The sequence below is a fragment of the Streptococcus oralis genome (assembly GCF_016028255.1).
GTDB lineage: Bacteria > Bacillota > Bacilli > Lactobacillales > Streptococcaceae > Streptococcus > Streptococcus oralis_AC.
In genome coordinates this window covers 1,951,274-1,976,580 of the sequence record NZ_CP065707.1, presented here as the reverse complement: position 1 = coordinate 1,976,580, position 25,307 = coordinate 1,951,274, and the positions used below count along the sequence as shown (strand labels likewise).

Sequence of the window (25,307 nt, the reverse complement as noted above, 5' to 3'; positions counted from 1 at the left end):
TATGAAAAAATTGATTGAGAAATATTGGGGCTGGCTCTTTGTCCTTGTTCCCCTTGTACTACAGGCTGTATTCTTCTATGTACCCATGTTTCAAGGTGCCTTCTACAGCCTGACTAACTGGACTGGTTTGACCTATAATTATAAGTTTGTCGGACTCAATAACTTTATGCTCCTCATGAGCGATCCTAAGTTTATGAACGCTATAGGCTTTACATTGATCATTACTATTTGTATGGTGGTTGGTGAGATTATTCTGGGGATCTGGATAGCCCGAGCTCTCAACTCGAAGATAAAGGGGAAAACTTTCTTCCGAGCTTGGTTTTTCTTCCCAGCTGTCCTATCTGGATTGACTGTGGCTCTCATCTTTAAGCAACTTTTCAACTACGGATTGCCAGCTATAGGGAATTCCTTAGGAATTGAATTTCTTAAAACCAGCCTTCTAGGAACGAATGGCGGTGCAATCTTTGCAGCAATCTTCGTCTTGCTTTGGCAAGGGGTAGCCATGCCTATTATCATCTTCTTAGCTGGTCTTCAGTCTATCCCGACTGAGATTACAGAAGCAGCTAGAATTGATGGAGCTAGCAGCAAACAAATCTTTTGGAAGGTGGAACTTCCTTATCTTCTACCAAGCGTTTCCATGGTCTTTATCTTGGCTCTAAAAGGTGGTTTGACAGCATTTGACCAGGTTTTTGCCATGACAGGTGGCGGTCCGAATAATGCGACCACCTCTCTAGGACTTCTGGTATACAACTATGCCTTTAAGAGCAATCAATTTGGTTATGCCAATGCCATTGCAGTTATCTTGTTCCTCTTGATTGCGGTTATTTCTATTGTCCAGTTGAGAGTATCTAAGAAATTTGAAATCTAAGAGGAGAAACCTGATGAAAAATGCAGAAAGAAAAGCTAATTTCAGTAAATATATCTTGCTAACACTGGGATCTATTATCATCTTAATTCCACTCTTAGCAACAATATTTAGTTCCTTTAAGTCTACCAAAGACATCGTTAATAATTTTTTCGGATTTCCGACTCAACCGACCTTAGAGAATTTTCAACGCCTTTTGGCTGATGGTATCGGAGGCTACTATTGGAATTCAGTTGTAATCACGGTTCTATCTTTGGCTGTTGTCATGATTTTTATCCCCATGGCTGCTTACTCTATAGCACGTAATATGTCTAAGAGAAAAGCTTTTGGTATTATGTATACGCTTTTGATTTTAGGGATTTTTGTTCCTTTTCAAGTTATCATGATTCCTATTACAGTTATGATGAGTAAGCTAGGACTAGCCAACACTTGGGGATTAATTATCCTTTATCTGGCTTACGCTGTTCCACAGACTCTCTTTCTCTATGTAGGCTACATTAAGATTTCCATTCCAGACAGTCTGGATGAAGCAGCAGAAATTGACGGTGCTGGAAAGTTTACTACCTATTTTAAGATTATCTTTCCTATGATGAAGCCCATGCATGCGACAACTTTGATTATCAATGCTCTCTGGTTCTGGAATGACTTTATGTTGCCACTCTTGATTCTGAATAAGGATTCCAAGATGTGGACTTTACCTCTCTTCCAATACAACTACCAAGGTCAGTACTTCAATGACTATGGCCCAAGTTTTGCATCTTATATTGTGGGAATTGTAACGATAACCATTGTCTACCTCATCTTCCAAAAACATATCATTTCAGGAATGAGTAACGGGGCAGTGAAGTAACAAGATACAAAGCCCGTTAAAAGCTCACAGTGAAAATAGGGAATCTGAATAAGAAGCCTTGGCTTCTTGGAAGATTCATCTTTTTCACACAGAGCTTAGGGCGTGTTCAATTAAGATACAAAGGAACAGTTCAGCTTATTGACAATTCTATGTAGAAAAAAGAAAGTAGTACTTAGTTGCTTGCAGTCTATATTAGTACTGAACAAAAATCTAAAAATATCTTTCATTTACAAAGCCAGGTCATATAAGACTTGGCTTTCATCAGAAAAAGGAGACCATCTATGACCATTCAAAATAAAACCATGTTGATTACTTACTCAGATAGTCTTGGAAATAACCTTAAAGACTTGTATGAGAATTTGGAAGAACATTTTGGCGATGCTATTGGGGGAGTTCACCTTCTACCATTTTTCCCGTCAACAGGAGATCGTGGATTTGCACCAGTTGACTATGATGAAGTGGATCCAGCGTTTGGTGATTGGGAGGATGTTAAGCGTTTAGGTGAGAAATATTATCTTATGTTTGACTTTATGATTAACCATATTTCTCGTCAATCTAAGTATTATAAGGACTATCAAGAAAAACATGAAGCTAGTGAATTCAAAGATCTCTTTTTAAACTGGGACAAGTTTTGGCCGGAAAATCGTCCGACACAAGCTGATGTAGACCTAATTTACAAGCGTAAGGATCGTGCACCAAAGCAAGAAATTCTTTTTGCAGATGGTTCAGTAGAACATTTGTGGAATACCTTTGGTGAAGAGCAGATTGATCTTGATGTGACCAAAGAAGTAACGATGGCATTCATCCGTAAGACGATTCAACATCTAGCAGGTAACGGGTGTGATTTGATTCGCCTAGATGCCTTTGCTTATGCAGTGAAGAAATTGGATACCAATGATTTCTTTGTGGAACCAGATATTTGGAATTTATTGGACAAAGTTCGAGATATCGCTGCTGAGTATGGGACAGAGCTCTTACCTGAGATTCATGAACACTATTCGATTCAGTTTAAAATAGCGGACCATGATTACTATGTTTACGATTTTGCTCTTCCAATGGTGACTCTTTATACTCTTTACAGTTCCAGAACAGAGCGCTTGGCTAAGTGGTTAAAGATGAGCCCGATGAAGCAATTTACGACTCTAGACACCCATGATGGGATTGGAGTGGTGGATGTCAAGGATATCCTGACTGATGAGGAAATTGACTATGCTTCAAATGAGCTCTATAAGGTTGGAGCTAATGTTAAACGTAAGTACTCCAGTGCAGAGTATAACAATCTAGATATCTACCAAATCAATTCAACCTATTATTCTGCGCTTGGAGATGATGATATCAAGTACTTCCTCGCTCGTCTGATTCAAGCTTTTGCTCCAGGCATTCCTCAGGTTTACTATGTGGGTCTATTAGCAGGAAAAAATGACTTGAAATTATTAGAAGAAACCAAAGAAGGTCGAAATATTAATCGTCATTACTATAGTAATGAGGAAATAGCAGAAGAAGTTCAACGTCCTGTGGTGAAGGCCCTTCTTAATCTATTTTCTTTCCGTAATCGGTCAGAGGCCTTTGACCTAGAAGGGACTATTGACGTTGAAACACCAACAGCTCATAGCATTGTAATCAAACGTCAAAATAAAGACAAGTCCGTAACAGCAGTAGCAGAAATTGATTTGCAGAGTCAGACCTATCAAGTAGTGGAAAACGGCAGAAAAATTCAGTTCTAATGCTATATTAATGAAAGAGTTTTTTTGTGACGAAAACGTGTTCATTGTTCCCAAATGACGGAAAAAATGGTAGAATATAAAGATAGTTTAGCATTTATCTTCTGGAGAAATCCAGAACAGAAAGGATCCGTTTTGAAATCAATTGGATTACTGGATAAGATAAGAGGGCTTTCGAAAAAAGATTTCTTTTTGTATTTGATGATCATAAGTATCTTTTTACCTTTTTATTTGTTCTTAGCTCTCTTTGCTTTATATTTGATAGGTTTACTTGTTACTGGGGAGATGAAGGGAATTATCAAAGGATTGGCCAAACATCCTGTACTTCTCTTTTTTATTGCCTACAGTAGTATCATCTCTATCGTCGCCAAGAACTGGCTTGGATTGGTTGCATCTTTACTGATGTTTCTCTTCCTCGTTTTCTTTAGTTATTACCAGAAACGTCTGACACATGCTTTCTTTCGACTGATACTGCAGACAATCTTGTTTGGTAGTGTGCTCTCTGCGGCTTTTGCTACCTTGGAGCATTTCCAAATTGTAAAGAAATTTAACTATGCCTTTCTTTCGCCCAATATGCAAGTATGGCACCAGAACCGTGCAGAGGTCACCTTCTTTAATCCTAACTACTATGGGATCATTTGTTGCTTCTGTATCATGATTGCCTTTTACCTCTTTACAACGACGAAGTTGAGATGGTTGAAAATCTTTTGTGTGCTAGCAGGTTTTGTGAATCTATTTGGTTTGAATTTTACGCAGAATAGAACAGCCTTTCCTGCCATCATTGCTGGTGCCATCATTTATCTCTTTACAACCATTAAAAACTGGCGCGCCTTCTGGCTCAGTATTGGAGTTTTTGGGATTGGCCTTTGTTTCCTCTTCTCAAGCGATTTGGGTGTCCGTATGGGAACCCTAGATTCTTCAATGGAAGAGCGTGTTTCAATCTGGAATGCGGGTATGACTTTGTTTAAGCAAAATCCGATCTGGGGTGAGGGTCCGCTGACCTATATGAATTCCTATCCGAGAATTCATGCACCTTACCACGAACACGCGCATAGTCTTTACATCGATACTATTTTAAGTTATGGTTTGATTGGAACCATTCTCCTATCCATTTCTTCGGTGATTCCGGTTCACATGATGATGGATATGAGTCAGGAGTCTGGTAAACGACCAATTATCGGTCTTTATCTCTCCTTCCTTACAGTAGTTGCTGTACATGGAATTTTTGACTTGGCTCTCTTTTGGATTCAGTCAGGATTCATCTTCTTGCTAATTATGTGCAGTCTACCACTGGAACATCGAACACTGGTGTCCGAAATGACAGATTAAGTTGATCAAGATTAGAGATCTTCTACTTTAGGTAGGAGGTCTTTTTTGTTGGTGGAAATTATTTCTAAATCGAAATAGTTGACAGATAGAACGATAGGTGTTACAATAAAAACAATTCTATATAGAAATAAATTGGAGGAATCATGAAGGATAGTCATTTAGTTGCCCATCATATTCGTTTGTTAAATGGGCGGATCTTTCAAAAGTTATTGAGTCAGGATCCTGAAGCTCTTTATCGGAGTGAACAGGGAAAGATTTTAGCGGTTTTATGGAATAGTGAAACTGGCTGTGCAACCGCGACAGATATTGCGCTGGCGACTGGTCTCACTAACAATACGCTAACGACGATGCTGAAAAAGTTGGAAGAGCAGGGTTTGGTGACCTTTAGTCAGTGTGGTTCAGACAAGCGAAAAAAATACGTCAAATTGACTGAGCGGGGTTGGTTCCAGAAAGAAGTTGGTCATCGTATTAGTCAAAAGTTGGATGCGATTTTTTACAAAGGTTTCTCAGAAGATGAAATTCGCCAGTTTGAAAATTATCAGGAACGTATTTTAGCCAATCTGAAAGAGAAAGAAAAAGAGGCTTAAATCATGTCAAAACAAGTCCAAAATGCGCAAAATTTATATATTCATGCCATTCAAGACGGGTGCGTTGCTGAGGCTCAAGCCCAATCTGTAGGAGATACCTACATTCAGCACTCTACAGGTGTGCCAGATGGGAAAGAAGGTTTTGCGACTTTCTTTGCAAATTTCTTTGAGCGCCACCCTGAGCGTGAGATGAAGATTGTTCGCACCATTGAGGATGGCAATCTGGTCTTTGTCCATGTCCATCAATTTCTCAATGGCGGGGAAGCTCAATGGGTAACGACAGATACTTTCCGTGCGGATGAGAATGGACGCATCGTGGAGCATTGGGATGTCATTGACTACTATCGAACACCTGAAAATGGCCAATTAGATCAGATTTTTGGTGATTTTGAGATCAAGGATTTGGACAAAACGGCAGAAAATAAAAAAACCGTTCGTCGTTTCTTGACAGAAATTTTCCAAAATGGGGAGCTGGAGCAGTGGAGTGATTATGTGGCAGACGATTTGATTCAGCATAATCATGAGATTGGACAAGGAAGTGATGCTTATAAAAACTATGTGGCTGAACATGAGATTACTTTCGACTTTGTTTTCCAGCTTTTGGGACAAGGAAACTATGTGGTCAGCTATGGCCAGACTCAGATTGATGGCGTTGCCTATGCCCAGTATGACATCTTCCGTTTGGAGAATGGCTTGATTGTTGAGCATTGGGACAATAAAGAAGTCATGCCTAAGGTAGAAGACTTGACCAACCGAGGAAAGTTTTAAAAGGAGATACTAAGATGAAAGCTGTGCTTGTTAAGGAAGCTGGGGGACCAGAAGTTCTGCAGGTTGTGGAAGTTCCAAAACCGACTGTTAAAGAAGGTTGGACCTTGGTCAAGGTGCAAGGATTTGGAATCAACCATAGCGAGATTTTTACTCGTCAAGGACTATCGCCCTCCGTTCAATTTCCACGGATTTTAGGAATTGAATGTGTGGGACTTGTAGAGGAAACCAATCGTCCCGATTTGCAGGTCGGGCAGCAAGTCATCTCCATCATGGGAGAAATGGGGCGTGCTTTTGATGGTGGTTATGCTGAGTATGTTTTGCTACCAGATGAACAGGTTTATCCTGTGAGGACAGAGCTTGCTTTGGAAAGTTTAATCGCTCTGCCTGAAACCTACTACACAGCATTTGGCTCTTATCTCAATCTCAAGATTGAGGAGGGAGACCGAGTTCTGGTTCGGGCAGCGACTAGTGGTGTTGGGATTGCTTTTGCAAAACTTCTCAAGGGGCAATTTCCAAATGTCTATCTAGCGGGAAGTAGCCGTAGTCTGGGCAAGGAAGAGCAACTAAAAGAGGCAGGATTTGATCAGGTAATTTTGGATAAGGATGGTGTCTTGCAAACGGAAGAGCAGTTTGACAGGGTTCTGGATCTTGTCGGTCCGAGTGCCATTCTTGATACATTTGCTCGGACGGCAGATGGTGGTATAATATGCTCTTGTGGCTTGCTGGGCGGTCAATGGACTATTCCAGACTTTGATCCTATTGAAATGCTTTACCGCAATCTCTACTTGACTACCTTTGCTTCTGGCAATGTGTCTCAAGACAAGCTACAAGCTTTGGTGGACTTTGTGGAGTATTATCAGGTGGATGTGCGACCTGAAAAAGTATTTTCTATTGAGCAAATTCAGGATGCGCATGCTTATCTGGAAAGTAGCCAGTCTTTTGGCAAGGTTATCGTAAAAAATGAGGAGAAAGAATGATTGAATATAAAAATGTAGCGCTACGCTACACAGAAAAAGATGTCTTGAGAGATGTCAATTTACGAATTGAGAATGGGGAGTTCATGGTTTTAGTGGGTCCTTCTGGATCTGGTAAGACGACCATGATTAAGATGATTAATCGTCTCTTGGAACCAACTGATGGAAATATCTATATGGATGGTAAACGCATCAAAGACTATGATGAGCGTGAACTTCGTCTTTCTACTGGTTATGTTTTACAGGCTATTGCTCTTTTTCCCAATCTAACGGTTGCGGAAAATATTGCCCTGATTCCTGAAATGAAGGGGTGGACTAAGGAAGAGATTGCTCAGAAAACAGAAGAGCTTTTGGCTAAGGTTGGTTTGCCAGTAGCTGAGTATGGACATCGACTTCCTAGTGAATTATCTGGTGGAGAACAGCAACGGGTGGGCATTGTTCGTGCCATGATTGGTCAGCCTAAGATTCTCCTCATGGATGAGCCTTTTTCAGCCTTGGATGCGATTTCGAGAAAACAGTTGCAGGTTTTGACGAAAGAATTGCATAAAGAGTTTGGGATGACAACGGTTTTTGTGACCCATGATACGGATGAAGCTTTGAAATTGGCGGACCGTATTGCTGTCTTGCAGGATGGAGAAATTCGTCAGGTGGCGAATCCCGAGACGATTTTAAAAGCTCCTGCCACAGAATTTGTAGCAGACTTGTTTGGAGGTAGTGTTCATGGCTAATTTGATATCAACTTTTCAGGATCGTTTTAGTGATTGGTTGACAGCTCTATCTCAACATTTGCAGTTGTCACTTTTGACCTTGTTACTAGCTATTTTTATAGCGATTCCTTTGGCTGTTTATCTTCGCTATCATGAGAAGTTGGCCGACTGGGTCTTGCAGATTGCAGGGATTTTCCAGACCATTCCGTCTTTGGCCTTGTTGGGACTCTTTATCCCCTTGATGGGAATTGGAACCTTGCCTGCTTTGACAGCACTAGTGATTTATGCGATTTTTCCGATTTTGCAAAATACCATCACTGGGCTAAAGGGAATTGATCCGAGTCTGCAAGAGGCTGGGATTGCCTTTGGGATGACTAGGTGGGAGCGTCTCAAGAAGTTTGAAATTCCACTTGCCATGCCTGTCATCATGTCTGGAATTCGGACGGCAGCTGTATTGATTATCGGTACGGCAACCTTGGCGACCTTGATTGGTGCAGGTGGACTGGGTTCCTTTATCCTTTTGGGAATTGACCGTAATAATGCCAGTCTGATTTTGATTGGGGCTCTTTCTTCTGCAGTGCTTGCCATTGCCTTTAACTTCCTACTAAAAGTGATGGAAAAAGCAAAATTGCGGACGATTTTCTCTGGTTTTGCCTTGGTGACAATATTACTTGGTCTGTCTTATAGTCCAGCCATTTTGGCTCAAAAAGAGAAAGAAAACTTGGTGATTGCTGGAAAATTAGGACCAGAACCCGAAATTTTGGCCAATATGTATAAGTTGCTGATTGAAGAAAATACCAGTATGACCGCGACTGTTAAACCGAATTTTGGGAAAACAAGCTTCCTCTATGAAGCTCTGAAAAAAGGGGATATTGATATCTATCCTGAATTTACCGGTACAGTGACTGAAAGTTTGCTTCAACCAGTACCTAAAGTAGGTCATGAGCCAGATCAGGTTTATCAAGTGGCGCGTGATGGCATTGCCAAACAGGATCATCTGGCCTATCTCAAACCTATGTCTTATCAAAATACCTACGCTGTAGCTGTTCCGAAAAAGATTGCTCAAGAATATGGCTTGAAGACCATTTCGGACTTGAAAAAAGTAGAAGGACAGTTGAAGGCAGGCTTTACTCTCGAGTTTAATGATCGTGAGGATGGAAATAAGGGCTTGCGATCAATGTATGGTCTCAATCTCAACGTAGCGACCATGGAGCCAGCTCTTCGCTATCAGGCAATTCAGTCGGGCGATATTCAAATTACAGATGCCTATTCGACAGATGCAGAATTGGCGCGTTATGATTTGCAGGTCTTGGAAGATGACAAGCAACTCTTCCCCCCTTATCAAGGGGCACCACTTATGAAAGAAGCTCTTCTCAAGAAACATCCTGAGTTGGAGACAGTTCTCAATCAACTGGCTGGTAAAATTTCTGAAAGCCAGATGAGCCAGCTCAACTACCAAGTGGGTGTCGAAGGCAAGTCAGCAGAACAAGTAGCCAAGGAGTTTCTACAAGAACAAGGTTTGTTGAAGAAATAAATGGAGAGGAAAGCCAGTGGAAGCCACTAGCAATTTTCTTCAGCAGATAAAATCCCATCTCGAATTATAGACGAGATGGGATTTTTAATGTTAGAGTAAGATAAACAAGAGAGCAATCAAAGCCGCTAGTGTGCCCCTTATAATGTGGTGCGATATATGTTGGTTTTCTTGCTGTCGCCCATTCCAGTAAGCACCGTAGCAGATGATGCTAGAGCCCACTATCCATAAGATGATCGTTGCTAGTGGAACGAAGAAAAAGATAGCAAGAGCTAGTGAAGTAAGACAACTGCCGACCAAGATGCACGTGTTTCCCAGACTGTAGTTCTTTTCTTTCATGGCTGCGAAAGCTGCCGCGAGATGAAGGAGGGAGAAAATAAGAGCCAATACAATCGTTAGAATTCCTAGGATAATAGAAGTTAACATGGTTGATTCCTTTCTTCGTGATAGGATTAAATTTCGAGTGATTTTGTAGAAGTCATCTCAATCACATCTAAGTAAAATCTCACCACTTGGTCTTCGGTATAAGATTTTCCTTTTTTAAGCCACCAGGTCAGTGTTTCGATAAAATTGGTTACTACAAAATGTTTGAGGTAGGAAGCCGGTATGTTTGGATAGGCCTCTTGCAAATCCTCCGCTACCATGGGGTAAACATGGTGTTCGAGTTCCTTGTGTAGTTGGCGGAGAAAGTAGTCGTTTTTGGAAAAAAGGAGACTGGTGACATGGTCTTGGTTTTTTTGAAAATGTAAAAAGATATGTGCGAGGTAGTCCTCGGTAGTCAAGTGTCCTTCCCTTTCAAAGAGATGATGAAAGAGGTAGCGGCAGAGTTCATCTAAAAGGAGTTCCTTGCTTTCATAGTGACAGTAAAAAGTAGAACGTCCAACATCTGCTAGGTCAATGATATCCTGGACAGTAGTGGCATCATAGCCTTTGTCGTTCAAAACTTGTAGAAAAGCTTGATAAATGGCTTTTTTCGTCTTGCTAACCCGACGATCTCTTTTTTGCATATAGACACTTGAGACAAACTGTTCAGAACTGAATAAGGCTGACAGTTTGCTTCTATCCTTTCTTTGGATTTTATTAGATAATACAAATGAAAGAAGTATATATACCTATTATACCAAAGGAGGGAAAGAAATGAGTTCTAAAACATCTATCTGGCTAGCCTTTTTCTTGAATCTATCATTTTCTGTTGTCGAATTTATTTTTGGGGGCATCTTCAATTCAAGTGCGGTCTTAGCGGATGCGGTTCATGATTTGGGCGATGCCCTTGCCATAGGCTTATCAGCTTGCTTGGAAACTATTTCCAATCGTCAGGAAGACAAACGTTATACTCTTGGCTACAAACGCTTCAGTTTGCTAGGTGCCATGCTGACTGCCTTGATCCTTTTGACAGGATCTTTCATGGTGCTCTTGGAGAATATTCCTCGTCTCCTATCCCCTCAGCCTGTCAACTACCAAGGGATGCTGTGGTTGGGGATTCTTGCGATTCTTATCAATCTCTTGGCTAGTCTAATCGTTCGTAAGGGTCAGACCAAGAATGAAGCTATCCTGACCTTGCATTTTTTAGAAGATATTCTGGGTTGGCTAGCGGTCATTCTGGTTGCTGGTGTTTTGTATGTGACAGATTGGTACTTTCTCGATCCACTCTTGTCTCTTTTGATTTCTAGCTTTATCCTCTGGAAAGCCATTCCTCGCTTTTGGTCAACACTTAAGATTTTCTTAGATGCTGTGCCTGAAGGGATCGAGACTGCTAAGCTAGAGAAAGAGTTAGCAGCGCTAGATAATGTTAAAAGTGTTAATCAACTCAGTATTTGGTCCATGGATGGTCTGGAAAATGACGCCATTGTTCATGTTTGCCTAGAAGAGATTGAACATATGGAGTATTGTAAAGAATCCATTCGTAATTTACTCAAAGATTATGGTTTTCAAAATGTTACCATTGAAGTTGATGCAAACCTAGCAAGTCACCAAACCCATAAGCGAAAAATTGAGGAGTTGGAAGTAGGTCAAAGTCATGGACATTATCATTCATAAGAAGTCGATTTTCTATTTGTTGATTATTTTTGATGAATTGTAAATGTAACATATTTACTCCATTATGAAATTGTGATAGACTACATATATCACTGAAAGGAGATAGACGATGTTACAGCTACAACACATTTCAAAAGTCTATCATACGGGCGATCAAGAGTTCCACGCGCTAAAGGATATCTCGATTCGCTTCCGTGAGAATGAGTTTGTCTCCATTCTTGGGCAATCGGGTTCTGGGAAAACCACCCTATTAAATATCATCGGGGGACTCGACCAATACACATCTGGTGATTTACTCATCCAAGGAAAATCAACAAAGCAATTTAAAGACCGCGATTGGGATAGCTACAGAAACCACACCATCGGTTTCATCTTTCAGTCTTATAATCTCATCGGGCACCAAACTGCACTCTCTAACGTAGAAATTGCAATGACTCTTTCGGGTGTTTCAAAAGCAGAACGTAAGAAACGTGCTATCGAAGTGCTCGAACGCGTAGGCCTAAAAGACCATTTATATAAGAAACCAAGTCAAATGTCTGGGGGACAAATGCAACGAATCGCGATTGCGCGTGCTCTTGTTAATGATCCAAAAGTCGTTTTAGCCGACGAACCGACAGGAGCGCTCGATTCTGAGACTTCTGTTCAAATCATGGATTTATTAAAAGACATCGCCAAGGAACGTTTGGTTATCATGGTGACGCATAACCCAGAGCTGGCACAGAAGTACTCCACACGTATCGTACAAGTATTAGATGGAAACATCTTGAGCGACTCAAATCCATGCGAACCAACAGAGGAGACAAAGCAAGTCGACATCCAGTTCACGAAGACGAAGATGAGCTTTATAACCGCCCTTGTACTTTCCTTTAATAACCTATTGACGAAGAAAGGTCGTACCTTACTAACAGCTTTTGCGGGTTCTATCGGGATTATCGGGATTGCTCTTATCTTAGCCCTTTCCAATGGTGTGAGTGACTACGTTAAAAAGGTGCAGGAAGATACCCTCGTCTCTCTTCCACTGACGATTAGCGAGCAGAACCAGAGCAACTTGTTGGCGACCTCTCCAGATTTGAGCGAGAAGCCTTACAAGGATAATCATGAGCTCGGTATCAATACGGTTTTAACGAATTTATTGAAAAAACAAATCGGAAAGAACGACCTAGCTTCCTTCAAGACTTACTTGGAGGAACACGCTTCGAAGGTCGAATCTCTCACAAAAGACATTCGTTACCGATACAATTTACAACCGTTTATCTATGCAAGTGATACTTCCAACGGACCCAAAAGTATTCTGCCTTCAACCTTAGCTGATGAAGTAGAGACAGCGAACCAAACGATGAAGGGATACTTACAAAACCTCAACTACTGGAGTGAACTTTCTAGTGATTCTTCAATGCTAGAAAGCAAGTACGACGTGTTGGAAGGACGCTTCCCACAAGATAAGTCCGAGCTCGTCCTTATCGTAGATGAAAACAATCAAATTAGCGATTTGTTGCTCTATAGTTTACGTATCAAAGATCCCAGTGAATTGAACGATACGAAGAAGCTCGACGAACTCTCTTCTCAAACGTATCAATATAGTGATTTTATCGGAAAAACTTTCAAAGCAGTTGTCAATACAAAGCGTTTTGTGAAAGAAAATAACTTATGGCTCAATAAGATTGATAATGCTTCTTATATGAAAACTCAAATCGAGAATGGGCTTCAACTTAAAATTGTGGGTGTCCTTCGCCAAAAAGACGGCACAAGTTCAGGCGTGAATGCTCCTTCAGGAGGAATCGCCTACACAAGCGCCCTTATTGATTATACTTCCGAACACATTCAAAATAGTGATATCGTTAAGGAACAGGAAGCCAATCAAAATCTAAATGTATTTACGGGTAAAGACTTTGCCAAAGATCCTAAACCATTCAGTTCGGAGAATTTAACCGAAGAAGAAAAAATTCAGTTGGCTAAAATGACACCTGAAGAACAGGCGCAGTATGTCCAACAATATAACGACAATTCGGCTTCAACTTACGAGGAAAACCTCGCAAAAATGGGCGTCATCAACAAATCCAAACCAGCTGCCATTGAGCTCTACACCTCTTCGTTCCAACAAAAACAAGACTTAAAAGAGTTCATAAACGCCTATAACACAGCGAAAAAAGAAGCTGGAGAAGACGATAAAGTACTCGCTTATTCAGATGATATCCAATCTATCATGTCTTCAATTACGACATTGGTTGGCGTAGTGACAACAGTACTCGTTGGCTTTGTGGCCATCTCACTCATTGTATCTTCTATAATGATTTCGATTATCACGTACATTTCAGTTCTCGAACGTACAAAAGAAATCGGAATCCTACGTGCAATGGGGGCTTCGAAGAAAGATATTCGTCGTATCTTCACTGCTGAAACAGCCATTGAAGGATTGATCTCTGGGGTGCTCGGTATCACGATTACCTTTCTTGCGACATTCCCAATCAATGCGATTGTTGCGAAAATGACAAATGTAGGAAATGTAGCGCAATTACCAATAGAAGTAGCTCTAATCCTTATCGGTATTTCGATTGTCCTTACCATGTTAGCCGGTCTAATCCCTTCACGCATCGCTGCTAAGAAAGACCCAGTCGAATCGCTTCGTAGCGAATAACAACTAAACCACAAAAAGGTGGATAAAGGCCTACTTCTTTATCCACCTTTTTCTGGCTCTTTGTCAACTGTAGTGGGGTGAAGAGTAGTGGGTTGAAGTCAGCTAAGATCGAGACAGGACGAATTTCGTCCTGTCTTTTTTGATGTTGAGAGCGATGAAAATTCTTTTATTGAAGTTTTCAAAATTCCGAAAACCAAAGGCATTTCGTTTGATAAGTTTAATGAGATTATTAGTCGCTTCCAATTTTGCGTTGGAATAAGGTAACTGAAGGACGTTGACGATTTTCTCTTTGTCCTTGAGAGAGGTTTTAAAGACAGTCTGAAAAAGAGGATGAACCAGCTTTAGATTGTTCTCAATAAGTCCGAAGAATTTGTCAGGTTCCTTATTCTGAAAGTGAAAAAGCAAGAGCTGATAGAGCTTATAGTGGTGTTTCAAGTCTTCTGAATAGCTCAAAAGCTTGTCTAGAATTTCTTTATTCGTCAAGTGTATACGAAAAGTAGGGCGATAAAATCGCTTATCGCTGAGTTTACGACTATCTTGTTGAATGAGCTTCTAGTAACGTTTGATAGCCTTATATTCATGAGATTTTCGCTCAAACTGATTCATAATTTGGACCCGCAAACGACTCATAGCACGGCTGAGATGTTGTACAATGTGAAAACGATCTAGAACGATTTTAGCACTGGGAAAAAGCTGTTTAGCTAAGCCATAGTAAGGGCTAAACATATCCATCGTAATGATTTTCACCTGACAGCGAACGGTTCTATCGTAGCGAAGAAAGTGATTTCGGATGATAGCTTGTGTTCTACCTTCAAGAACAGTGATGATATTGAGCTTTTCAAAATCTTGCGCAATGAAACTCATCTTCATCTCCCGATTGAAATAGTCACTCCTCTGACTGTTTCAACGTCCCAAGACATAATCTCAGGAAGACGGCTAAAGTCAGGCTTAAAGTGAAAGTCATTAAGCTTGCGAATGACAGTTGAAGTTGAAATGGCCAGCTGATGAGCAATATCAGTCATAGACGTCTTTTCAATCAACTTTTGAGCAATCTTTTGGTTGATAATACGAGGGATTTGGTGATTCTTCTTGACAATAGAAGTCTCAGCGACCATCATTTTCGAGCACTGATAGCACTTGAAACGACGCTTTTTAAGGATAATTCTAGTAGGCATACCAGTCGTTTCAAGGTAAGGAATCTTAGAAGGTTTTTGAAAATCATATTTCTTCATTTGATATCCGCACTCAGGGCAAGATGGGGCGTCGTAGTCCAGTTTAGCGATGATTTCCTTGTGAGTATCCTTATTGATGATATCTAGAATCTGGATATTAGGGTCTTTAATATCGAGTAGTTTTGTGATAAAATGTAATAGTTCCATATGATTCTTTCTAATGATGGTTTGGTCGCTTTTCATTATAGATTATATGGGATTTTTTTCTACAACAAAATAGGCTCCATAATATCTATAGGGGATTTACCCACTACAAATATTATAGAGCCCTTTTTCTATTCGTTCCTCGTACTTTCTCTCAAAGTCAGTCTGGTTCCCAGCATAGTCAGGCTAGGAATTTTCCGACCGTGGAGGACTTCCTTGTTAAGAATATCCATACCTGCTCGGCCCATTTCCTCGGTATAGACGGTAATGCTAGAAAGAGGAGGATAGACCTGCTTGGTCAGGCTAGTGTCGTTAAAAGAAATGAGGCTGACGCGGTCTGGTAGGCTAATTCCAGCTTCTTGAAGGGCACGGAGGGCACCAATGGCTAAACTATCGCTGGCTGCGAAAAAGGCTGGTGGGAGTTGGTCTCCTAAGCTCTGAATGGCCTCCTTCATCAAGTCATAGCCAGACTGGGCAGTAAAGCTCCCCTGAAAGACCAGTTCTTCATGGTAGATTCCATTTGCTTGGGTATAGTCTTTGAAATTTTCTAGCCGCTTATCCTGGATAATTTCTTCCTGATCGGTTGTTTCCTCAAGTCCTGTTAGAATGCCAATCCGATCCAGCCCCTGACTGAGAAAATGGTCTACAACTTGTTTCACAGCAGTGTAAAAGTCAGTGATAATACAGGTATGACCTAGTGAGAGGGTGTCACTATCTATAAAGACTAAAGGTTTTTGGTATTCTTCAAAGGCAGAAATCTGAGCTCGGCTGAACTTTCCGATGCAGAGAATCCCAATCACTTCCTCGCTTAATGTAAAAGGATGGTCATTAAAATAGCGCAAGATATCATAGTCCAACTCTTGGGCTCTTTTTTCAATACCGAGACGAATCTGATAGTAGTAGAGATCGTCCAACTCCCCTTGTTCGCTGACCCATTGGATAATGGCAATCTTTTGCTTGGGTTTGTGGGATTCGCCTGTCTTGAGGTGCTTGGTGTAGCCCAGCTCCTCAGCGACGGTTAAAATACGGTGTCTAGTTTCTTCTGTAACAGATAGACTCTGGTCGCGATTGAGGACACGAGATACGGTCGCGATAGAGACAGAGGCTAGCTGTGCGATGTCTTTTAAGGTAGCCATAAATCCTCCTTCTTTTAGGTTAGTATATCATATTTTTCTGCTTTTTACTGATAGTTTAGTAAAAGTTTAGTAAAAAGGATTGACCTTGGCAAAAGCCTTGGATACAATAGAAGAAAACGATTACACGTTAAGGCGACTTAACGAACAGTCAAAGGAGAATTCATATGACACAACATCTTACTGCTGAAGCCCTTCGCAAAGACTTTCTTGCCGTTTTTGGTCAAGAAGCAGATCAAACTTTCTTTTCACCAGGGCGTATCAATTTGATTGGTGAACACACGGACTACAACGGTGGGCACGTTTTTCCAGCTGCTATTTCTTTGGGGACATACGGAGCGGCTCGCAAGCGTGACGACCAAGTCTTGCGTTTCTACTCAGCCAATTTTGAAGACAAGGGTATCATCGAAGTGCCTCTTGCTGATCTCAAGTTTGAAAAAGAGCACAGCTGGACCAACTATTCAAAAGGGGTTCTTCATTTCTTGCAAGAAGCTGGGCACGTGATTGACAAAGGGTTTGATTTTTATGTTTATGGGAATATCCCAAATGGAGCTGGCTTGTCATCATCAGCATCTTTGGAACTCTTGACAGGTGTTGTGGCAGAGCATCTCTTTGATTTAAAACTAGACCGTTTAGATTTGGTAAAAATTGGAAAACAAACAGAAAACAGCTTTATCGGAGTCAACTCTGGTATCATGGACCAGTTTGCTATCGGTATGGGTGCTGACCGACGCGCTATTTACCTAGATACCAATACCTTGGAGTATGACTTGGTGCCCCTTGATTTGAAGGACAATGTTGTTGTTATCATGAACACCAACAAACGCCGTGAACTAGCGGACTCTAAATACAATGAACGTCGTGCTGAGTGTGAAAAAGCAGTAGAAGAATTGCAAGCTGCCTTGGATATTCAGACCTTGGGTGAGTTGGACGAATGGACCTTTGACCAATATAGCTATCTAATTAAAGACGAAAATCGTTTGAAACGTGCTCGCCATGCTGTGCTTGAAAACCAACGTACCCTCAAAGCACAAGCAGCCCTTCAAGCAGGAGATTTGGAAACTTTTGGTCGCTTGATGAATGCATCTCACGTTTCTCTAGAACATGACTATGAAGTAACTGGCTTGGAGTTGGATACCCTCGTTCACACAGCTTGGGCTCAAGCAGGTGTTCTCGGTGCTCGTATGACAGGGGCAGGATTTGGCGGCTGTGCCATTGCCTTAGTTCAAAAAGATGCTGTTGAGGCCTTTAAAGCAGCTGTTGGCAAGCGCTATGAAGAAGTCGTTGGATATGCTCCAAGCTTCTATATCGCTGAAGTTGCAGGTGGCAGTCGAGTTTTAGACTAGGAGAGAAGTAAATGGAAGCTGTAATATTTGATTTAGATGGCTTATTAGCTGATACTGAGATCATTTCTCTAAAAGTTTATCAAGAATTGCTTAAAGATTTTGGAATTCCTTTCACAGAAGAAACCTATTCTAGAGAATACAGTGGACATAGGGAAGAGGAGAATGTTCAACGATTTTTGGATACCTATGATTTACCTTGGAACTTTGACCAAACCTTGGAAAAAGTTTATGAACTGGAAGCTCGAATATTAGCCAAAGGTGTAAATTTAAAAAAAGGTGCTAAAAATTTGCTTGCTTTTTTGCAAAGAGAAGGTATTCCAATCGCTTTAGCAACTTCAAGTGTTGAATATAGAGCTAGAATGATTTTGGATAGTAATGGGATACTGTCCTTATTTGACCATCTAGTTTTTGCAAAAGATGTAAAGCGAAGCAAACCTTACTCTGATATTTTTTTAAAAGCCTGTAGTGATTTGAATGTTTTACCAGAGAATTGCTTAGTATTAGAGGATAGTGAAGCAGGGATTGAAGCAGCGTATAGAGCTGGGATACCAGTTATTTGTATTCCAGACTTAAAAATGCCAGCACAGTCTTTCTTAAATAAAACAGAACAAGTTTTTCAGGATTTAGATGCTGTCAGAGACTATTTAGAAAGTAAGAAGGAGAATCAATGAGTCAGGGAGTTCTAGATGCATTTATCACGGAAGTCATTGTTGGAAGTTCATTTGAGGAAATGGATCGAATCTACCTAACCAATCGTGTCTTGGCACGAGTAGGAGATGGTGTTTTGGAAGTTGAGACTGATCTGGATAAATTGATTGACCTCAAGGACCAGTTGGTTGAGGAGGCCGTTCGATTAGAGACGATTGAGGATAGTCAGACTGCGCGTGAAATCCTTGGTGCTGAACTAATGGATTTGGTAACCCCTTGTCCAAGTCAGGTTAATCGTGACTTTTGGACAACCTATGCTCACTCTCCTGAGCAGGCGATAGGGGATTTTTACCAGCTCAGTCAGAAAAATGACTACATCAAACTCAAGGCCATTGCTAAAAATATTGCTTATCGTGTTCCATCTGACTACGGAGAACTTGAGATTACTATCAACCTCTCTAAACCTGAAAAGGATCCAAAGGAGATTGCAGCAGCCAAGTTGGCGCAAGCTAGCAATTATCCCCAGTGTCAACTCTGTCTAGAGAACGAAGGATATTATGGTCGGGTTAACCATCCAGCTCGTAGCAATCACCGCATTATCCGTTTTGAAATGGCGGGTCAGGAGTGGGGCTTCCAGTATTCGCCCTATGCTTATTTTAATGAGCACTGTATCTTCTTAGATGGTCTGCATCGCCCCATGGCTATCAGCCGTCAGAGTTTTGAGCGTCTGCTGGCTATCGTAGAACAGTTTCCAGGCTATTTTGCGGGTTCTAATGCTGATCTGCCGATTGTGGGAGGGTCTATTCTAACTCATGACCACTATCAGGGAGGCCGTCACGTATTTCCTATGGAATTGGCTCCTCTGCAAAAGGCCTTCCGATTTGCTGGTTTTGAGCAGGTCAAGGCTGGGATTGTCAAGTGGCCTATGTCAGTGTTGCGTTTGACTTCGGATTCCAAAGAGGATTTGATCAACTTGGCTGATAAGATTTTGCAGAAATGGCGCCAATATTCAGACCCTGCAGTGCAGATTTTGGCAGAAAGTAATGGGACACCACACCATACCATTACACCCATTGCCCGTAAACGCGATGGACAGTTTGAGTTGGACTTGGTCTTGCGGGACAACCAGACATCGCCAGAGCATCCTGATGGTATCTATCATCCCCACAAGGATGTTCAACATATCAAGAAGGAAAATATTGGTTTAATTGAGGTCATGGGCTTGGCTATCTTACCACCTCGTTTGAAAGCAGAAGTGGAGCAGGTTGCCAGCTATATTGTAGGAGATGATGAAGCAGTTGCATCTTATCATCAGGAATGGGCCGACCAACTCAAAACCCAACATCCAGACCTAGCGGATAAAGAAAAAGCCCTTGAAATCGTCAAGGACTCTGTGGGTGCTATCTTTGCGCGTGTTCTGGAGGATGCAGGAGTTTACAAGCAGACGGAACAAGGACAGGCAGCCTTTATGCGCTTTGTGGAGCAGGTCGGAATTTTGTCAGACTAGGAGCTTTCTCCTTGCACAGTCCTATAAAAAGTAGTATCATAGTGTCGTTTGAAATATCAGGAGGAAACGATGAAAGATTTTCATTTTGACGCTATATCTGCCTTTGAAAATTACGAAATAGAAAAAATGAGAGATGGTCAGGTTGTGGTGACGACAAAAGTAGTGGACTCGTCGCTCAACTACTATGGCAATGCCCATGGTGGCTATCTCTTTACTCTTTGTGACCAGATTAGTGGTTTGGTTGTCATTTCGCTAGGACTTGACGGAGTGACGCTCCAGTCCTCTATCAACTACCTCAAAGCAGGAAAACTCGACGATGTGCTGACCATTAAAGGAGAATGTGTCCACCAAGGACGTACCACTTGTGTAGTGGATGTCGATATCACCAATCAAGAAGGCAGAAATGTCTGTAAGGCAACCTTTACCATGTTTGTCACCGGCCAGCGGTCAGAAGAAAGACAGGTAAGGATATAAAGTACTGAGAGTTGACCTGCACTCTAAGGGTTAGATATTTTTTGTCGAACTTTTGGAGTGCAGGTTAGTTTTGATTCTCGCAGATGAACCAACCGCTTCACTAGACCCCAAAAACTCTGAGGAATTACTTTCTATCCTAGAATCATTAAAAAATCCGAATCGAACGATTATTATTGCGACCCACAATCCTCTTATCTGGGAGCAAGTGGATCAAGTCATTCGAGTTACCGATTTATCTCATCGATGATAAGAGAACATTAAGTTAGAAGAAAGAGTCACAAATACACTTTGTGGCTTTTTTATTTCCGTAAAAATGGTAAAATAGTAGGAGTAGAAATGGAGTTTGAGACATGAAAGTAATCGATCAATTTAAAAATAAGAAAGTACTTGTTTTAGGTTTGGCTAAGTCTGGTGAGTCTGCAGCCCGTTTGCTAGATAAGCTGGGAGCTATTGTGACAGTAAATGACGGCAAGCCTTTTGAGGAAAATCCTGCTGCTCAAAGTTTGCTAGAAGATGGGATCAAGGTTATCACTGGTGGGCATCCTTTGGAGCTCTTGGATGAAGAGTTTGCTCTGATGGTGAAAAATCCAGGGATTCCTTATAGCAATCCCATGATTGAGAAGGCATTGGCAAAGGGTATTCCAGTCTTGACTGAGGTAGAATTGGCTTACTTAATCTCAGATGCACCGATTATCGGTATTACTGGTTCAAATGGGAAAACAACCACAACGACGATGATTGGGGAGGTTTTGACTGCTGCTGGTCAACATGGTCTCTTATCAGGGAATATCGGCTATCCTGCAAGTCAAGTGGCTCAAACTGCAACAGCCAAGGACACGCTTGTCATGGAACTTTCTTCTTTCCAACTGATGGGCGTTCAAGAATTCCATCCAGAGATTGCGGTCATTACCAACCTCATGCCCACTCATATCGACTACCATGGTTCTTTTGAGGAATATGTGGCAGCTAAGTGGAATATCCAGAACAAGATGACAGCAGCTGATTTCCTTGTCTTGAACTTTAACCAAGACTTGGCAAAAGAATTGGCTACTAAAACACAAGCCACTGTTGTTCCATTTTCAACACTTGAAAAGGTTGATGGAGCTTATCTGGAAGAAGGTCAACTCTACTTCCATGGGGAAGTGGTCATGGCAGCGAGTGAAATCGGAGTTCCAGGTAGTCACAATGTGGAAAATGCCCTTGCGACCATTGCAGTAGCTAAGCTCCGAGGTATCGACAACCAAACCATCAAGGAAACTCTATCAGCCTTTGGTGGTGTCAAACACCGTCTCCAATTTGTGGATGAAATTCAGGGTGTCAAATTCTATAATGATAGCAAGTCAACCAATATCTTGGCTACTCAAAAAGCCTTGTCAGGATTTGACAATAGCAAGGTCATCTTGATTGCAGGTGGTTTGGACCGCGGCAATGAGTTTGACGAATTGGTGCCAGATATCACTGGGCTCAAGAAGATGGTTATCCTCGGTCAGTCTGCAGAACGTGTCAAACGGGCAGCAGATAAGGCTGGTGTGGCTTATGTAGATGCGATAGATATTGCAGATGCGACTCGCAAGGCTTATGAGCTAGCGACTCAAGGAGACGTGGTTCTCCTCAGTCCTGCCAATGCCAGCTGGGATATGTATGCTAACTTTGAAGTACGTGGCGACCTCTTTATCGACACAGTAGCGGAGTTAAAGGAATAATATGAAAAAAATTGTCTTTACAGGTGGGGGGACGGTTGGACATGTTACCCTCAACCTTTTGTTAATGCCTAAGTTCATCGAAGACGGCTGGGAAGTTCACTATATCGGGGATAAGCATGGAATCGAACACCAAGAAATCCTCAAGTCAGGCTTGAATGTGACCTTCCATTCCATTTCGACTGGGAAGTTGCGTCGCTATTTCTCTTGGCAAAATATGCTGGATGTCTTTAAGGTTGGTTGGGGAATTGTCCAATCGCTCTTTATCATGTTACGACTGCGTCCACAGGCCCTTTTTTCAAAGGGTGGCTTTGTCTCTGTACCGCCGGTTATCGCAGCGCGTGTGTCAGGAGTGCCTGTCTTTATTCACGAATCGGACCTGTCTATGGGCTTGGCCAATAAAATTGCCTATAAATTCGCAACCAAGATGTACTCGACCTTTGAGCAGGCTGCTAGTCTTGCAAAAGTCGAGCACGTGGGGGCAGTGACCAAGGTAACAGGCCAAGAGACGCCAGGACCAGACGAGTTGGTGGATATCCAAACCCACTTTAATCCAAAATTGCCAACGGTATTGTTTGTTGGTGGTTCTGCAGGAGCTCGTGTCTTTAACCAACTGGTAACAGACTATAAAAAAGAGCTGACAGAGCGCTACAATATCATTAATCTCACTGGAGATTCTAGCCTCAATGAATTGAGTCAAAATCTCTTCCGTATCGGCTATGTGACGAACCTCTATCAACCCTTGATGGAGATGGCAGATGTGGTGGTGACGCGTGGTGGTGCCAACACGATTTTTGAGCTCTTGGCTATGACTAAACTCCATCTCATCGTACCATTGGGTCGTGAAGCAAGTCGAGGAGACCAGATTGAAAATGCAGCCTACTTTGTTAAAAAGGGTTATGCAGCAGAACTCCAAGAGACAGAATTGAACTTGGAAAGTTTGGAGAAAAAACTCAGTCACTTGCTTAGTCACAAGGATCAATACCAAGCTAGTATGAGGGCTTCAACTGAATTGAAATCTCTTGATGATTTTTATGCCCTACTAAGAAAAGACTTATCATAAGGAAAACCAATGTCAAAGGATAAGAAAAAAGAATCAAACCAGAAACAAGAATTGTCTGAATGGCAGAAACGGAACCAAGAATATCTGAAAAAGAAGGCTGAGGAAGAAGCTGCCTTAGCTGCGGAGAAGGAAAAGGAAAAACAAGCTCGGAAGGAGGCCAACTCGAAACTATTGGAGGAGGCCAAAAAATCCTCGAGTGAGACAGACGAGGAAGCTACAAGTCCAAGTAAGGCACCATCCGAAAAAGAAGAAAAACCTCAAAAGGAAGACACCGAAGTTAAAAAAGAGAAAGAGAAGAAGAAAAAAGAAAAGCCAGAAAAACCTGCCAAGCCGAGAATTGCTCCCGTTCATATTTGGAGGGCAGTTAGTATCTTGGTGCCGAGTGTTTTGGTTCTCCTTCTCTCAGTCTATCTGTTGACTCCGCTGTCGACAATCAAAAATATCGAGGTTAAGGGAAATGTCCAGACCCAAGCGGATGATATTAAACAGGTATCTGGGATTCAGGATAGCGACTATACCTTAGCCCTGTTGTTGGATAAGGAAAAGTACGCTGAGCGAATCAAGTCCAACCACTGGATAGAGTCAGCAAAGATTGACTATAAATTTCCAACAAACTTTACGATTGAAGTCAAAGAGTTTGAGATTGTTGGCTACTATGTGACAGGTGAAGACCACTATCCAATCTTGTCTAGTGGAACAATTGATCCAAGCCCTGTCAACCTTTTGAACCTACCTGAGACCTACTTAACAGTTACCTTTAACGATGAGCAGCAGGTGAAGGACCTGATTGTGGGTCTTTCTAGCATCAGTGAGGACATAAAGAGTCAGATCCAGAAGATCGAACTAGCCCCAAGTAAGGCAACTGCCGATCTTCTAAAAATCACCATGCTGGATACAGATGAAATCTTGGTTCCCTTGTCAGAGTTAAGTAAAAAATTGCCTTATTACAGCAAAATCAAGCCACAGTTAGCAGAACCGAGCTTCATCGATATGGAGGCAGGAATTTATAGCACTAGCCTGGCTGATAAACGCTTAGAAGAAGCTGAGGAAAAGGCCAAACAAGAGGCTAAGGAAGCGGAGAAGAAAAAACAGGAAGAAAAAAAAGCTGAAGAAAAGAAACAAGAATAAGAATCTTCAGTTTTTACTTGACAAGTGTCGTTATAAATAATAGAATAGTAGAAAACTTTTAAAGCAGTCCAGAGAGGCAGCTAAGGTTAGACAGTGAAAGGGTGGAGACTACCCGTTTTTCGTGGAACCTAGCTGCTAGCAGGTTCCTTTTTTGAGCAATGGACTGTTAGCAAAGAATAGGAGAAAAGAATGCGAGAGAGTCGCCCGGTCATTGCTCTGGATTTTCCAAGTTTCGAGGAAGCCAAAGAATTTTTAGCCCTTTTTCCAGCAGAGGAAAAACTCTATGTCAAGGTAGGAATGGAAATCTATTATGCAGTAGGTCCAGAGGTTGTTCGTTATTTGAAATCATTGGGACATAGTGTTTTTTTGGATCTCAAGTTGCATGATATTCCAAATACGGTCAAGTCAACAATGAAAATCTTGTCAAGTCTGGGTGTCGATATGACCAATGTTCAGGCTGCAGGTGGGCTTGAAATGATGCAGGCTGCGCGTGAAGGCCTTGGTGATCAAGGGATTCTTATTGCGGTGACCCAATTGACCTCAACATCCGAAGAGCAGATGCAAGACTGTCAAAATATCCAAACTAGTCTGCAGGAATCAGTGATTCACTATGCTAAGAAAACAGCAGAAGCTGGATTGGATGGAGTGGTTTGCTCAGCCCAAGAGGCACAGCTCATCAAGGAGGCGACAAACGAAGACTTTATCTGCTTGACACCAGGTATTCGACCAGCAGGTGCTGAAGCAGGGGATCAAAAACGAGTGGTAACCCCTGGTCAAGCCTATCAAATCGGTAGTGACTACATTGTAATAGGCCGTCCTATCACACAGGCAGCAGACCCTGTAGCAGCCTACCATGCTATCAAGGAAGAATGGACACGCGATTGGGTCTAAAGCGTATTTGATTATAGATTTAAGGATAAGAAGGAGT

22 protein-coding genes and 2 pseudogenes are annotated in these 25,307 nt (G+C 41.7%); 20 read left to right on the top strand and 4 right to left on the bottom strand.

Features of this window, described 5'->3' with window-relative positions:
* The first annotated feature begins 1 nt into the window (after nucleotide 1).
* From I6G42_RS09660 to I6G42_RS09620, 9 genes are all read left to right on the top strand, one after another.
* Nucleotides 2–868 carry a carbohydrate ABC transporter permease gene (locus I6G42_RS09660; protein WP_038804457.1) on the top strand — a complete coding sequence of 289 codons (867 nt, stop codon included), beginning with the start codon at nucleotides 2–4 and terminating at the stop codon, nucleotides 866–868.
* Between the two features lie 13 nt (nucleotides 869–881).
* Nucleotides 882–1,715: a carbohydrate ABC transporter permease gene (locus tag I6G42_RS09655; RefSeq protein ID WP_038804456.1), complete on the top strand. Its 834-nt coding sequence runs from the start codon at nucleotides 882–884 to the stop codon at nucleotides 1,713–1,715.
* Nucleotides 1,716–1,996: 281 nt separating this feature from the next.
* Complete coding sequence (gene gtfA, locus I6G42_RS09650; RefSeq protein ID WP_038804455.1) at nucleotides 1,997–3,439, top strand: sucrose phosphorylase; 1,443 nt, start codon at nucleotides 1,997–1,999, stop codon at nucleotides 3,437–3,439.
* A gap of 132 nt (nucleotides 3,440–3,571) precedes the next feature.
* Nucleotides 3,572–4,765: an O-antigen ligase family protein gene (locus I6G42_RS09645; protein WP_038804468.1), complete on the top strand. Its 1,194-nt coding sequence runs from the start codon at nucleotides 3,572–3,574 to the stop codon at nucleotides 4,763–4,765.
* Between the two features lie 143 nt (nucleotides 4,766–4,908).
* The gene (locus tag I6G42_RS09640) at nucleotides 4,909–5,352 is read left to right on the top strand and encodes a MarR family transcriptional regulator (RefSeq protein WP_038804454.1); all 444 of its coding nucleotides are present in this window, start codon (nucleotides 4,909–4,911) and stop codon (nucleotides 5,350–5,352) included.
* Nucleotides 5,353–5,355: 3 nt separating this feature from the next.
* Nucleotides 5,356–6,120, top strand: a complete 765-nt coding sequence (locus tag I6G42_RS09635; RefSeq protein WP_038804453.1) for a nuclear transport factor 2 family protein — start codon at nucleotides 5,356–5,358, stop codon at nucleotides 6,118–6,120.
* A 14-nt stretch (nucleotides 6,121–6,134) separates the two neighbouring features.
* Nucleotides 6,135–7,097, top strand: coding sequence for a zinc-binding dehydrogenase (locus I6G42_RS09630; RefSeq protein ID WP_038804452.1), 963 nt, complete (start codon nucleotides 6,135–6,137; stop codon nucleotides 7,095–7,097).
* Nucleotides 7,094–7,822, top strand: coding sequence for an ABC transporter ATP-binding protein (locus tag I6G42_RS09625; RefSeq protein ID WP_038804451.1), 729 nt, complete (start codon nucleotides 7,094–7,096; stop codon nucleotides 7,820–7,822). The genes I6G42_RS09630 and I6G42_RS09625 overlap by 4 nt, the downstream gene beginning before the upstream one ends.
* Entirely contained in the window at nucleotides 7,815–9,335 is a 1,521-nt protein-coding gene (locus tag I6G42_RS09620; protein ID WP_038804450.1) for an ABC transporter permease/substrate-binding protein, read from the top strand. Before I6G42_RS09625 ends, I6G42_RS09620 begins: the two co-directional genes overlap by 8 nt.
* A gap of 90 nt (nucleotides 9,336–9,425) precedes the next feature.
* On the opposite strand, the gene I6G42_RS09615 is transcribed toward I6G42_RS09620, so the two are convergent.
* Both I6G42_RS09615 and I6G42_RS09610 read right to left on the bottom strand, forming a co-directional pair.
* Complete coding sequence (locus tag I6G42_RS09615) at nucleotides 9,426–9,758, bottom strand: hypothetical protein (RefSeq protein ID WP_038804449.1); 333 nt, start codon at nucleotides 9,756–9,758, stop codon at nucleotides 9,426–9,428.
* 26 nt (nucleotides 9,759–9,784) lie between these two features.
* Nucleotides 9,785–10,339 (bottom strand): TetR/AcrR family transcriptional regulator, encoded by a 555-nt coding sequence (locus tag I6G42_RS09610; protein ID WP_038804448.1) that lies wholly within the window; start codon nucleotides 10,337–10,339, stop codon nucleotides 9,785–9,787.
* A 130-nt stretch (nucleotides 10,340–10,469) separates the two neighbouring features.
* Here I6G42_RS09610 and I6G42_RS09605 point away from each other — a divergent pair, with 130 nt between their 5' ends.
* Complete coding sequence (locus I6G42_RS09605) at nucleotides 10,470–11,369, top strand: cation diffusion facilitator family transporter (RefSeq protein WP_038804447.1); 900 nt, start codon at nucleotides 10,470–10,472, stop codon at nucleotides 11,367–11,369.
* A 109-nt stretch (nucleotides 11,370–11,478) separates the two neighbouring features.
* On the top strand, nucleotides 11,479–14,004 hold the full coding sequence (locus I6G42_RS09600; protein WP_038804446.1) for an ATP-binding cassette domain-containing protein: 2,526 nt from the start codon (nucleotides 11,479–11,481) through the stop codon (nucleotides 14,002–14,004).
* Nucleotides 14,005–14,106: 102 nt separating this feature from the next.
* On the opposite strand, the pseudogene I6G42_RS09595 reads toward I6G42_RS09600, so the two are convergent.
* Nucleotides 14,107–15,383: pseudogene (locus I6G42_RS09595) on the bottom strand (ISL3 family transposase).
* 128 nt (nucleotides 15,384–15,511) lie between these two features.
* Nucleotides 15,512–16,516, bottom strand: coding sequence for a DNA-binding transcriptional regulator GalR (gene galR / locus I6G42_RS09590; protein ID WP_038804445.1), 1,005 nt, complete (start codon nucleotides 16,514–16,516; stop codon nucleotides 15,512–15,514).
* A gap of 164 nt (nucleotides 16,517–16,680) precedes the next feature.
* Here galR and I6G42_RS09585 point away from each other — a divergent pair, with 164 nt between their 5' ends.
* The 9 genes and pseudogenes from I6G42_RS09585 (at nucleotide 16,681) to pyrF (ending at nucleotide 25,270) form a co-directional block, all read left to right on the top strand.
* On the top strand, nucleotides 16,681–17,859 hold the full coding sequence (locus I6G42_RS09585; protein WP_038804444.1) for a galactokinase: 1,179 nt from the start codon (nucleotides 16,681–16,683) through the stop codon (nucleotides 17,857–17,859).
* Between the two features lie 11 nt (nucleotides 17,860–17,870).
* Nucleotides 17,871–18,530: an HAD family hydrolase gene (locus I6G42_RS09580; RefSeq protein WP_038804443.1), complete on the top strand. Its 660-nt coding sequence runs from the start codon at nucleotides 17,871–17,873 to the stop codon at nucleotides 18,528–18,530.
* Nucleotides 18,527–20,014 (top strand): UDP-glucose--hexose-1-phosphate uridylyltransferase, encoded by a 1,488-nt coding sequence (locus tag I6G42_RS09575; RefSeq protein ID WP_038804442.1) that lies wholly within the window; start codon nucleotides 18,527–18,529, stop codon nucleotides 20,012–20,014. Before I6G42_RS09580 ends, I6G42_RS09575 begins: the two co-directional genes overlap by 4 nt.
* A gap of 69 nt (nucleotides 20,015–20,083) precedes the next feature.
* Nucleotides 20,084–20,488, top strand: coding sequence for a PaaI family thioesterase (locus I6G42_RS09570; RefSeq protein WP_038804441.1), 405 nt, complete (start codon nucleotides 20,084–20,086; stop codon nucleotides 20,486–20,488).
* A 70-nt stretch (nucleotides 20,489–20,558) separates the two neighbouring features.
* A pseudogene (locus I6G42_RS09565) lies at nucleotides 20,559–20,735 on the top strand (AAA family ATPase); the annotation flags it as partial.
* 103 nt (nucleotides 20,736–20,838) lie between these two features.
* Nucleotides 20,839–22,191 carry a UDP-N-acetylmuramoyl-L-alanine--D-glutamate ligase gene (gene murD / locus I6G42_RS09560; RefSeq protein ID WP_038804439.1) on the top strand — a complete coding sequence of 451 codons (1,353 nt, stop codon included), beginning with the start codon at nucleotides 20,839–20,841 and terminating at the stop codon, nucleotides 22,189–22,191.
* Nucleotide 22,192: 1 nt separating this feature from the next.
* Nucleotides 22,193–23,251: a UDP-N-acetylglucosamine--N-acetylmuramyl-(pentapeptide) pyrophosphoryl-undecaprenol N-acetylglucosamine transferase gene (locus tag I6G42_RS09555; protein ID WP_038804438.1), complete on the top strand. Its 1,059-nt coding sequence runs from the start codon at nucleotides 22,193–22,195 to the stop codon at nucleotides 23,249–23,251.
* Nucleotides 23,252–23,260: 9 nt separating this feature from the next.
* On the top strand, nucleotides 23,261–24,379 hold the full coding sequence (locus tag I6G42_RS09550; RefSeq protein ID WP_038804437.1) for a cell division protein FtsQ/DivIB: 1,119 nt from the start codon (nucleotides 23,261–23,263) through the stop codon (nucleotides 24,377–24,379).
* Between the two features lie 189 nt (nucleotides 24,380–24,568).
* Nucleotides 24,569–25,270 (top strand): orotidine-5'-phosphate decarboxylase, encoded by a 702-nt coding sequence (gene pyrF / locus I6G42_RS09545; RefSeq protein WP_038804435.1) that lies wholly within the window; start codon nucleotides 24,569–24,571, stop codon nucleotides 25,268–25,270.
* The last annotated feature ends 37 nt before the right edge of the window (nucleotides 25,271–25,307 follow it).